The following is an 11,953-nucleotide window of genomic DNA, read 5'->3' on the forward strand; positions in this document are numbered from 1 at the left end:
TGCGGGCCGCGCCAGCGTTCTTTTTCGGCTGGCGCGCCGTGACGGGCGGGTTTAAGCCGGTAGGATGAACGCAAAGACCGACACCGTGCAGTCCTCCGCCGACGCCCTGCGCTATCCCTGGGAACAGCATCCCGGCCCCGAACAGGTCGTCGAGGTGAAGCCAGGCGTGTTGTGGGCGCGGCTGAAGCTGCCGTTCCGCCTCAACCATGTGAACATCTACCTGCTCGCCGATGGTGACGGCTATGCCATGATCGATGCCGGCTTCGGCAATGAGGAGACGATCGAAGCCTGGACGAAGCTGTTCGACGGGCCGCTGAAGGGCGTCAACATCACGCGCCTGATCGTGACCCATTCCCATCCCGATCATGTCGGTCTGGCCGGGTGGATCGTCGAGCGGTTCAACTGCCCGCTCGTGATGTCGCAGGTCGAATATCTGCAATCGGTCTATCACCAGAACCGCGGCACCGAGGAGCGGCAGGAAGCGCAGCGGCTGTTCTTCCGCCGCCATGGCATGGACGAGTCGCTCACCGAAAAACTGCTCGGCCGCGGTCAGGACTATCTCAAGCGCGTCTCGGTGCTGCCGCCGTCCTACCGCCGCATCTCGCATGGCGAGGACGTCGTGATCGGCACGCGCCGCTTCAAGGTGATCACCGGCGGCGGTCACGCACTCGACCAGGTGATGCTGTACTGCGCCGACGACAAGCTGTTCCTCTCGGCCGACCAGGTGCTGAGCAAGATCTCGCCGAACGTCAGCGTGTGGGCGGTCGAACCCGACCAGAACTCGCTCGGCGAATATCTGGCCTCGCTCGCCAGCCTCACCACGACTCTCCCCTATGACGTGCTGGTGCTGCCTGGCCACGGCGTGCCGTTCTACGGGCTCAAGACCCGCATCAAGCAGCTCGCCGATCACCATGAGGAGCGCTGCCGCCTGATCGCGGAAGCCTGCCGCGAGGTGCCGCAGACCTCGCGCGCCCTGGTGCCCGTGGTGTTTAACAAGCACGTTCTGGACGAACATCAGATGGGTTTCGCTGCCGGCGAACTGGTCGCCCACGTCAATTACATGATCGTCGAGGGCCGGCTGACGGCCGAGACGCAGGACGGCGTGTTGCAGTTCAGGACGACCTGAGCGCTGACTTCAATTCAGCGGATGGTGCAGAGCAACATTGCATCTCGCGCGAACTTGATCCGGATCAAGTTTCAAATCGCACGATAGGGCATTTTGCCCAAATGCCCCGCAGGTCCAAATGTGGGATAGCGCATAGACATTGGAGCTGGAAAAGCTCTAAGGATATGCGGATCTTTGGTCGGTTCCGCTGCAGGTTTGACGATGGATTACGCCCAGTTTTTCAATTCCGCCCTTGATCGTCTCCACACCGAGCGGCGCTACCGCGTGTTCGCCGATCTCGAGCGCATTGCCGGCCGGTTCCCGCATGCGCTCTGGCACTCGCCCAAGGGCAAGCGCGACGTCGTGATCTGGTGCTCCAACGATTATCTCGGCATGGGCCAGCACCCGAAGGTGGTGGGCGCGATGGTCGAGACCGCGACCCGCGTCGGCACCGGCGCCGGCGGCACCCGCAACATCGCCGGCACGCATCATCCGCTGGTGCAGCTCGAGGCCGAGCTCGCCGATCTCCACGGCAAGGAAGCCTCGCTGCTCTTCACGTCCGGCTACGTCTCGAACCAGACCGGCATCGCGACCATCGCAAAGCTCATTCCGAACTGCCTGATCCTGTCCGACGAGCTCAACCACAATTCGATGATCGAGGGCATCCGCCAGTCCGGCTGCGAGCGGGTCGTGTTCCGCCACAACGACCTCGCCGATCTCGAAGCGCTGTTGAAGGCTGCGGGCCCGAGCCGGCCCAAGCTGATCGCCTGCGAGAGTCTTTATTCGATGGACGGCGACATCGCCCCGCTCGCCAAGATCTGCGACCTCGCCGAGAAGTACGGCGCGATGACCTATGTCGACGAGGTCCACGCCGTCGGCATGTACGGCCCGCGCGGCGGCGGCATCGCCGAGCGCGACGGCGTGATGCATCGCATCGACATTCTCGAAGGCACGCTTGCCAAGGCGTTCGGCTGCCTCGGCGGCTACATCGCCGCCAACGGTCAGATCATCGACGCCGTGCGCTCCTATGCGCCCGGCTTCATCTTCACCACCGCGCTGCCGCCGGCGATCTGCTCGGCCGCGACCGCCGCGATCAAGCATCTGAAGACGTCAAGCTGGGAGCGCGAGCGTCACCAGGACCGCGCCGCCCGGGTCAAGGCGATCCTCAACGCCGCCGGCCTGCCGGTGATGTCGAGCGACACCCACATCGTCCCGCTGTTCATCGGCGATGCCGAGAAGTGCAAGCAGGCTTCCGACCTCTTGCTCGAACGGCACGGCATCTACATCCAGCCGATCAACTATCCGACGGTCGCCAAGGGCTCCGAACGCCTGCGCATCACGCCCTCGCCCTATCACGACGACGGCCTGATCGATCAACTCGCCGAAGCCCTGCTGCAGGTGTGGGACCGCCTGGGTCTGCCGCTCCGCGAGAAGTCGCTGGCGGCGGAATAGGCTTCTTCGCCTTCTCTTTCGATCTAAGTTTCACCGTCCCGGAGCTTCCCCCTCCCCACCCTCCCCCACAGGGGGAAAGGGAGCGAGAGAGTTGCGCCTCCCTTACGTCGGGGGAGCCCCACAGCGTAGCGGTCGGTCTCGAATTTCCTGCAACGCGGACGGTCTCTCCGTTCCCTCCCTCCTTGTGGGGGCGGGTCAGGGAGGGGGGTACCACGCGGGGACTCTCTCGGTAAGCCAGAAGCAGCGCAGCTTAAAGACTGCGCACCGCTTAACGACAACTCCGGTTCCCGCCGTGGCACGGCATTTCGCTGTCGCCTCCACCCGTCCAACGCGCTAGATTTACAGGGAAAATGAGATTGGGCGCGGCCAGCGCGCGCCCCGGGAGAAGCACGCTCGCCATGCTGCACGATTGGGGCGTGATCGCCGCCGCCTTCGGCTATATCGGCTTTCTGTTCCTGGTGGCGAGCCATGGCGACCGCCGCTCGCCGGCCGGGCGCGGCCGCGCCTCGGGGCTGATCTATCCGCTGTCGCTGGCGATCTACTGCACCTCCTGGACCTTCTTCGGCTCGGTCGGCTTCGCCACCCGCACCTCCACCGACTTCCTCGCGATCTATGTCGGCCCGATCCTGATGATCGGGTTAGGGGCCGGCGTGCTGCGCCGCGTGATCCAGCTCGCGAAGGCCCACAACATCACCTCGATCGCCGACTTCATCGGCGCGCGCTACGGCAAGAGCCAGGCAGTGGCGGCAACCGTCGCGCTGATCGCCATCATCGGCTCGGTGCCCTACATCGCGCTCCAGCTCAAGGCGGTCGCCTCCTCGCTCGAAACCATCCTGAGCGAAGACCAGGCCTTCTCCCACATCCCGATCATCGGCGACGTGGCGCTGATCGTGACGCTGGCGATGGCGGCCTTCGCGGTGCTGTTCGGCACGCGGCAGACGGACGCCACCGAGCACCAGCACGGCCTGATGCTGGCGGTCGCAACCGAATCCATCATCAAGCTCGTCGCCTTCCTCGCTGCGGGCATCTTCGTCACGTTCTGGATGTTCTCGCCGCACGAACTGATCGAGCGCGCGATGAAGACACCGGAGGCGGTGCGCGTCATCAACTATTCGCCGTCGATCGGCAACTTCCTGACCATGACGCTGCTGTCGCTGTGCGCGATCATGCTGCTGCCGCGCCAGTTCCACGTCAGCGTGGTGGAGAATTCCTCGGACGCCGAGGTCGGTCGCGCGCGCTGGCTGTTTCCGCTCTATCTCGTCGCCATCAATCTGTTCGTGATCCCGATCGCGCTCGCCGGCCTCGTCAGCTTCCCGTTCGGCGCCGCCGATCCTGACATGTACGTGCTGGCGCTGCCGATGGAGGGCGGCGCGGATCTGCTCAGCGTCGCCGTCTTCGTCGGCGGGCTGTCGGCGGCGACCGCGATGGTGATCGTCGAATGCGTCGCGCTCTCCATCATGGTTTCGAACGACCTCGTGGTGCCCCTGGTGCTGCAACGACGGCCGGAGGGGCGCACCGGCGGCGCCGATTTCAGCGACTTCCTGTTGCGTTCGCGCCGGCTCGCGATCTTCGCCATCATGGTGATGGCCTATTTCTACTACCGCGCGCTCGGCAACACCCAGCTCGCGGCGATCGGCCTGCTGTCTTTTGCCGCCATCGCCCAGCTTGCACCAAGCTTCTTCGGCGGACTGCTGTGGCGGCGCGCGACCGCGCGCGGCGCGATCGGCGGCATGCTGGTCGGCTTCGCAGTGTGGCTCTACACGCTCTTCATCCCGAGCTTCATGGATACCTCGACGGCGGGCATCCTGCTGCTCCAGCACGGCCCGTTCGGGATCGAGGCGCTGCGGCCGCAAGCGTTGTTCGGCGCCGATTTGCCGCCGCTGATGCACGGCGTGGTCTGGTCGCTGTCGCTCAACATCCTCACCTACGTGCTGCTGTCGCTGGCGCGCCGGCCGTCTTCGATCGAGCTGGTCCAGGCCGATCTGTTCGTCCCGAACACGCTCGCGCCGATTTCCCCGAATTTCCGCCGCTGGCGCACCACGGTCACGGTGCAGGACATCCAGACCACGGTAGCGCAATATCTCGGGCCTGACCGCGCGCGGCATTCGTTCGAGGCCTTATCCGCGCGGCGCAATGTGCGGCTGGAGTCCGGGGCGCCCGCCGATTTCGAGCTGCTGCAGCACGCCGAGCACCTGATCGCCTCCTCGATCGGTGCAGCCTCCTCGCGTCTCGTGATGTCGCTGCTGCTGCGCAAACGGACGGTGTCGGCGAAGGCTGCGCTAAAACTGCTCGACGATTCCCATGCGGCGCTGCATTTCAACCGCGAGATCCTCCAGACCGCGCTTAACCATGTGCGCCAGGGCATCGCGGTGTTCGATGCCGATCTGCAACTGATCTGCTCCAACCGGCAGTTCGGCGATCTCCTCAACGTTCCTCCGCATTTCATCCAGTTCGGCACGCCATTGCGTGAAATCCTGGAATTCATGGGCGTGAGCGAGCCGGCCGATCCGATCGAGCGCGAGGCCATGCTGGAGCGCCGGCTGGTGGCTTACACCACCGACGGCGAGCCTTATCTCGAGCGCCTGCCCGACCGCCACATGGTGATCGAGATCTTGACCAACCGCATGCCCGGCGGCGGCTTCGTCATTACCTTCACCGACGTCACGCCCACGTTCGAGGCGGCCGAAGCGCTGGAGAGGGCCAATGCGACGCTGGAAAAGCGGGTGCGCGACCGCACCGAGGAGCTGACCCGGCTGAATTCCGAGCTGGCGCTGGCCAAGAGCGCGGCCGAAGACGCCAGCATCTCCAAGACCCGCTTTCTCGCCGCCGCAAGCCACGACATTCTCCAGCCGCTGAACGCGGCGCGGCTCTATGTCACGAGCCTGGTCGAGCGTCAGCACAGCGGCGAGGAGACACGGCTGGTCGAGAACATCGACGAATCGCTCCAGGCGATCGAGGAAATTCTCGGCGCGCTGCTCGACATCTCCAGGCTCGACGCCGGCGCGATGACGACCTCGATCTCGAGCTTCAAGATGGCCGATCTGATGCGCTCGCTGGAGATCGAGTTCGCGCCGATCGCACGCGCGAAGAATCTGGCGCTCGTGTTCGTGCCGTGTTCGCTGCCCGTCGAGTCGGATCGTCTCTTGCTGCGGCGGCTGCTCCAGAACCTGATCTCCAACGCGATCAAATATACTCCACGCGGGCGCGTGCTGGTCGGCTGCCGCCGCCGCGGCGCCACGCTGAAGATCTGCGTCTACGACACCGGCGTCGGCATCCCGACGGTCAAGCGCGGCGAGATCTTCAAGGAATTTCACCGCCTCGAGCAGGGTGCGCGGATCGCCCGCGGCCTCGGCCTGGGCCTGTCGATCGTCGAGCGGCTGGCGCGCGTGCTCAAGCACGACATTGCCATCGATTCCAATGTCGGCGGCGGCTCGGTGTTTTCCGTGACGGTGCCGACGGCGAAGGCGATCACCCACACCGCGGCCGTGACCAGTGCGACGCCGCTCGCACGCACCTCGATCTCGGGTACCCTGATCGTCTGCATCGAGAACGACGCCGCGATCCTCGACGGCATGCGCACGCTGCTGAAAGCCTGGGACGCCGAAGTGATCGCGGTCGCCGATCCCGAGGCCGCGATCGCCGCAATCGAGACTGCGGGCCGCCGCGTGACCGGCCTGCTGGTCGATTACCATCTCGACCGCGGCAACGGCATCGCCGCGATCCGCGACATCCGCCGCCGCTTCGGTGACGGCATCCCCGCGATCCTGATCACCGCCGACCGCAGCCCCGCCGTGCAAATGGCTGCGCGCGACGAAAAGGTTGCGGTGCTCAACAAGCCGGTCAAGCCGGCTTCGCTGCGCGCCCTGCTCGGCCAGTGGCGCACGCAGCAGATGGTGGCTGCGGAGTGAAACTCCGCACTCAGGGCGCAAGCCTTGTAAACACGTAGTCGCGACACTTCACACGAGCTTCGTGGCACGCGAAGCAGGTGCGATGCTGGGCCTCGTCGACCGGCTTGCCGTTGATGAAGCGACCAAATCCCCAGCCGCCGGTCGAGGCATATTTTTTGGAATCCTTGACCATCACCTGGACGGTGGTGGCTTCACCGGGAATCGTCGCGGACGCAAATTCGGGCGACTGTTTCCGCTTCCAGGCCCGCTTGACCAGAATTGTGCCGTCCGGGAACGGAAGCTTGTTGTCTTGATAAGCATCGATCGCGGTCCTGTTGCCGACGACGGCACGCAGCTCGTCCAGGGGAGCCGCCTCCTCGGCCGGCGCGATCAGCTCCCACTGCTTGTAGCCCTCCGGCACAGTGACGCCGAAGATGGGCGAGGCATCCGCCGGGCCCTGCGCGAAAGCGATCGTGACCAGATAGGGCACGCAGGTCAGGACAACGACGAGGAGGAGCACGGCAAGCACGATCATCGTCGTAGAAGACGGAACTTTTGACTTTTCGGATTTCATTTTCGCTGACGCTTCATTGAACTGCGTTCGCATGTCAGGCCTCGGTCCGGCCTTGCCGGACCGAGGCGCTGCCAAAATCCTCAGGCGCCGCCGTCGGCGTCGATGACGGCCTTGGCAAAGGCTTGCGGTGCTTCCTGCGGCAGATTGTGGCCGATGCCCCCGGTGATCAGGCGATAGTCGTACCGGCCCGAGAATTTCTTGGCATAGGCGCTTGGATCGGGATGTGGCGCGCCGTTGGCATCGCCTTCCATCGTGATCGCCGGGACGCTGATGACGGGAGCTGCGGCAAGCTTCTTTTCGAGCTCCTCGTACTTCGCCTCGCCCTGGGCGAGTCCGAGCCGCCAGCGGTAATTGTGGATGGTGATCGCGACGTGATCCTTGTTGTCCAGCGCCGCCGCGCTGCGCTCGAAAGTGGCGTCGTCGAACTTCCACTGCGGCGAAGCGAGCTTCCAGATCAGTTTTGCGAAATCATGCGTGTACTTCTCGTATCCGGCGCGGCCGCGCTCGGTCGCGAAATAAAACTGGTACCACCATTGCAGCTCGGCCGACGGCGGCAGCGGCGCGTTGCCCGCGGCCTGGCTGGAGATCAGATAGCCGCTGACCGAGACCAGCGCGCGGCAGCGCTCCGGCCAGAGCGCGGCGATGATGTCGGCGGTGCGCGCGCCCCAATCAAAACCGGCGACCACCGCTTTCTTGATGTCGAGCTTGTCCATCAGCGCGATGATATCGGCTGCCATTGCCGCGGGCTCGCCGTTGCGCGGCGTCTCGGCGGAGAGGAAGTGGGTCGAGCCGTAACCACGGAGATAGGGAATGATGACGCGATAGCCGGCCTTTGCCAGGATTGGCGCGACGTCGACGAAGGCGTGAATGTCGTAGGGCCAGCCGTGCAGCAGGATCGCGACGGGGCCGTTCGCAGGACCGGCCTCCGCGTAGCCGACGTTGAGGACGCCGGCATCGATCTGCTTGATCGCGCCGAACGACGCATTCCTTGCGGAAGAGCGCGTCGCTTGCGATTCGGCGCGGGCGAGGCCGATCACGCCGAGGCCGGCGGCGACAGTTCCCGCGGCGATGCCGAAAAACTGGCGGCGGTGCTGATCGATGATCTGTTTCATGATGCTGCTACCTTTCTGATAGTTGGAGGTGGTGCGTCAGATCAGTGCGACCGTGACGTCGATGTTGCCGCGGACGGCCTTGGAATAGGGACAGGTCTGATGCGCCTCATCGACGAGGCCGCGCGCGATCTCGCGATCGAGGCCGGGCAGGCTGACATCGAGGCGTGCCCTGAGCGAATAGGCGCCCTCGTCGAGCACGAGGTCGATCTCCGCATCGATCGCACATTTCCTGGGGAGCTCGATCTTCCGCTTGCGGGCCGCGATTTCCATCGCGCCTTCGAAGCAGGCCGACCAGCCGGCCGCGAACAATTGCTCGGGATTGGTACCGATGCCGTTGCCGCCCGGCGGCGACAGCTTGACATCCAGACGGCCGTCGGAACTGCGCGATATCCCGTCCTGCCGCCCGCCACTGGTGCGGGTCCGGGCCGTGTAGAGCAATTTTGCCGCTTGGGTCATGAATGTCTCCTTGCCATCGCGCAACTCACTAGCAGCGGCTGCCGCGACACACCCGTTGGGACTTGTGAGAAGTTGTGAGGTCTCGGTTCGCGCGCCTCACAGGACCTGCATCCGCGGTCCGATCGCGGCGTGGGACGGCCTTGCCGGATTGCGATCATCTGGCTATCCGGTCCGTTCCAAAAGATCAGGATTCCGCCATGACCGAGCCGGCCGGCACCGCAACGGGAACCCTCTCGTTTGGGCCATTCACTGTGACGCCGCACGAAAGACTCGTCATGCGCGACGGCGTCGCGCTGCCGCTCGGTGCAAAGGCCTTCGACACGCTGCTCGCGCTGATGTCGCGGCCGAACCAGGTCGTCAGCAAGTATGATCTGATGGCGCTGGTGTGGCCCGGCATGACAGTCGAGGACGCCAATCTGCGCTTTCACGTCGCGGCGCTTCGCAAGGCCCTTGGCGACGGCAGGGACGGTGCCCGCTACATCACGACGCTCTCCGGCCGCGGCTATTGCTTCGTGGCGCCGATCTCGCAGGCGGCTATCGCGGCAGATCGGCGCACCGTAGCGCGAACGGAATTGCCGCCCGTCAAACTGCCGAACCGGCTGCAACGAATGGTCGGGCGCGACGATGCGGTCGCCGCCGTCTCCGACAGGCTGATCCGCTCGCGCTTCGTCACGATCGTCGGCCCGGGCGGTGTCGGCAAGACCGCCGTTGCCGTTGCCATCGCTCACGATCTGCTCGCGACATTCTCCGACGCCGCACATTTCGTCGATCTTGCCGCGCTGAGCGATCCCGATCTCGTGATCACCTCGATCCTGCTGATGCTGGGCTTGCCGGCGCAAACCGACGATCCCCTGCCTGCGCTGCTCGCGCATCTCCGGGACAAGCGGATGCTGCTGATCCTCGACAATTGCGAACACGTCATCGCAGCCGCGGCCCCGCTGGCCGCCGAGATCTTCCACGCCGCACCGAATATCTACATTCTGGCGACGAGCCGCGAAGCCCTGCGGGTCGAGGGCGAGCAGGTGTATCGGCTGGCGCCGCTTGCCGTTCCGCCCGACCATCCCGGTCTGACGGCGGCCGCGGCGCAGACTTATCCTGCACTTCAACTCTTCCTCGAACGTGCCACGGCCGGTGGCGCGCAGATCGCGCTCGACGATGCCAATGCAGCGATCGTCGCCGGGATCTGCCGCAAGCTGGACGGCATGGCGCTGGCAATCGAACTCGCCGCCGGCCGGGTCGAAGCCTACGGCCTGGAGCAGACCGCGGCACTGCTCGACGAGCGCCTCAATCTGCTCTGGCAGGGCCAGCGCACGGCGCCGCCGCGACAGAAGACGTTGCAGGCGACGCTGGCATGGAGCTACGGGCTCTTGTCCGATATCGAACGTCTCGTGCTGCGCAGGCTCGCGGTTTTCGCCGGTCACTTCACTATCGACGCCGCACTCGAGATCGTGCCGGACGAACGCGTCGACCGCTCCCGCCTGTTCGATGCCATCGACGGCCTGGTGGCCAAGTCGATGGTCGCGGCGCGGCCGATTGGCGCCATGATGCGTTACCGTCTGCTCGACACGACGCGCGCCTATCTGCTCGAGATCGAACCTGATGACGCGGCGCTCGCCGCCCGCCACGCGACCTATTACCGGCAATGGCTGGAGCAGGCCGGCACGACATGGGCCACGGTGCCGAGCGCCGACGAGCGCGCGATCCACTTCTCCGCGCTTCACAACGTGCGCGCGGCGCTGGACTGGTGTTTTGGCACGGACGGCGATGCCAGCATCGGCATTGCACTGGCCGCAGCTGCAGCGCCAATTTTTCTCGCGATGTCGTTGCTGGTCGAGTGCCGGCGCTGGTCTGAACGGGCGCTGCTTGCGCTCGATCCTTCCTCGCGCGGCGGCGCCGAGGAAATGCACATCCAGGCCGCGCTCGGACTGACCTTGATGTTCACGCGCGGCGGCAGCGAAGCGGCGCGTGCCGCGTTGAGCCGAAGCCTTGCGATCGCCGAGGCGCGCGGCGACGCGCCGAACCAGCTCCAGCTGCTCGGGCGCATGCATATCTTCCACGAGCGGATGGGACAGTTCGACGCCGCGCTCGGCTATGCGCAGCAAAGCCTCACGGTCGCCGGGACACTCGGCGATGCCGCCTCCCTCGCCCTCGCCCATTCGCTCCTCGGTGTCTCCTTGCATCTTGCCGGCGAGCATCGCGACGCGTTGACGATGCTGGAGACCGCCTGGCATAAGCCGGGCACGGAACGGATCAGCACCGTCTATGGCTTCGATCACCGCAACCGGGCCGGCATCTCGCTCGCGCGCGAGTTTTGGTTGCAGGGCCGCCCCGCGGATGCGATGCAACTGGCCCGGCAGACGGTCGTCGAGGCCGCCCAGATGGACCATCCGATCACGCTCTGCATTGCGTTGATCTGGGCGGTCTCGATCGATCTCTGGAGCGGAGACCTCGATGCCGCGGAAGAGAACATCGACCGCTTCATCGCCCATGCCGAATCGCGCTCCATGGGGCCCTATCTTGCGGTCGGCCGCGGCGTCAAAGGCGAGCTGGCGATCCAGCGCGGCAATGCCGCCGAAGGCGTCGAGACGATCGGGACGTGTCTGCGTGAGCTCCACGATGCCGGTTACGAGTTGCTCACCACGACGTTCAACATCGCGCTTGTTCAGGGCTTGATGACGCTTGGGCAGATCGAGCGGAGCGCGCGCCTGCTCGACGACGCGATCCGCCTCGTCGAGCAAAGCGGCGATCATCTGTACATGCCCGAGCTGCTGCGCATGAAGGGCAGGGTTCTCTTGGCCAGAGCCCAGCCCGAGGCCGATCAAGCGGAAGCCCATTTCGTGCAATCACTGGCATTGAGTCGTCGCAAAGGTGCCAAGGCCTGGGAGCTGCGGGCCGCGATCGATCTCGCCGGTCTCCTTGTCGAACGCGGCCGGCGCGAGGAAGCGAAGCGGTGGCTTCAATTGGCGTATGAAGGCTTCGCCCAGGGCTCGGAAACAGCGGATATCAAGGCTGCCGAGAAGTTGTTGCAAACATTGTGACGCGGACTCTGGTGCGGAGTGAGGCGCGCACTCTCTCAAAGCGTCATTGCGAGCGCAGCGAAGCAATCCAGAATCTCTCCGCGGTAGGACGCTGGAACGCTTCGCTACGCTCGCAATGACGGAGCAAAGGGCAGCATCGCCATCCTCCAATTCAGGTTCAACTTGCAGACATGCCTTCGCGTCCTCGCGGCGCGTTTCGCCCGAGCTTTGCCTGGTCATTCCACCCTCAAAGCCAAGAGGGCGCAGGGAAGGCCGGGTGCCGGCTGGCACCCGCGGTCCGCTGCGCGAAAATGTAGCGCAAGGAAACCGCACAGCAGCATACAGGTGTA

Annotated in this window: 7 protein-coding genes; 4 read left to right on the forward strand and 3 right to left on the reverse strand. The window is 65.1% G+C overall.

Going from position 1 to position 11,953, the window contains the following annotated elements; genetic code table 11:
- Positions 1-64 precede the first annotated feature (64 nt).
- The 3 genes from AC0L3B_RS34485 (at position 65) to AC0L3B_RS34495 (ending at position 6,465) form a co-directional block, all read left to right on the forward strand.
- On the forward strand, positions 65-1,126 hold the full coding sequence (locus AC0L3B_RS34485) for an MBL fold metallo-hydrolase (protein WP_446481509.1): 1,062 nt from the start codon (positions 65-67) through the stop codon (positions 1,124-1,126).
- A gap of 201 nt (positions 1,127-1,327) precedes the next feature.
- Positions 1,328-2,557, forward strand: coding sequence for a 5-aminolevulinate synthase (gene hemA, locus AC0L3B_RS34490; protein ID WP_085349285.1), 1,230 nt, complete (start codon positions 1,328-1,330; stop codon positions 2,555-2,557).
- Positions 2,558-2,955: 398 nt separating this feature from the next.
- Positions 2,956-6,465 carry a PAS domain-containing hybrid sensor histidine kinase/response regulator gene (locus AC0L3B_RS34495; RefSeq protein ID WP_085348234.1) on the forward strand — a complete coding sequence of 1,170 codons (3,510 nt, stop codon included), beginning with the start codon at positions 2,956-2,958 and terminating at the stop codon, positions 6,463-6,465.
- Between the two features lie 10 nt (positions 6,466-6,475).
- Here the strand turns inward: AC0L3B_RS34495 and AC0L3B_RS34500 are convergent, their stop codons facing one another.
- The 3 genes from AC0L3B_RS34500 to AC0L3B_RS34510 form a co-directional block, all read right to left on the reverse strand.
- On the reverse strand, positions 6,476-6,979 hold the full coding sequence (locus AC0L3B_RS34500; protein WP_018458158.1) for a cytochrome P460 family protein: 504 nt from the start codon (positions 6,977-6,979) through the stop codon (positions 6,476-6,478).
- Between the two features lie 119 nt (positions 6,980-7,098).
- Entirely contained in the window at positions 7,099-8,130 is a 1,032-nt protein-coding gene (locus AC0L3B_RS34505) for an alpha/beta fold hydrolase (protein WP_018458157.1), read from the reverse strand.
- Positions 8,131-8,166: 36 nt separating this feature from the next.
- Positions 8,167-8,586, reverse strand: a complete 420-nt coding sequence (locus AC0L3B_RS34510; protein ID WP_018458156.1) for an organic hydroperoxide resistance protein — start codon at positions 8,584-8,586, stop codon at positions 8,167-8,169.
- 197 nt (positions 8,587-8,783) lie between these two features.
- Here AC0L3B_RS34510 and AC0L3B_RS34515 point away from each other — a divergent pair, with 197 nt between their 5' ends.
- The gene (locus AC0L3B_RS34515; protein WP_018458155.1) at positions 8,784-11,624 is read left to right on the forward strand and encodes an ATP-binding protein; all 2,841 of its coding nucleotides are present in this window, start codon (positions 8,784-8,786) and stop codon (positions 11,622-11,624) included.
- Positions 11,625-11,953 lie beyond the last annotated feature (329 nt).

It is taken from the genome of Bradyrhizobium sp. Kon56 (genome assembly GCF_055807635.1).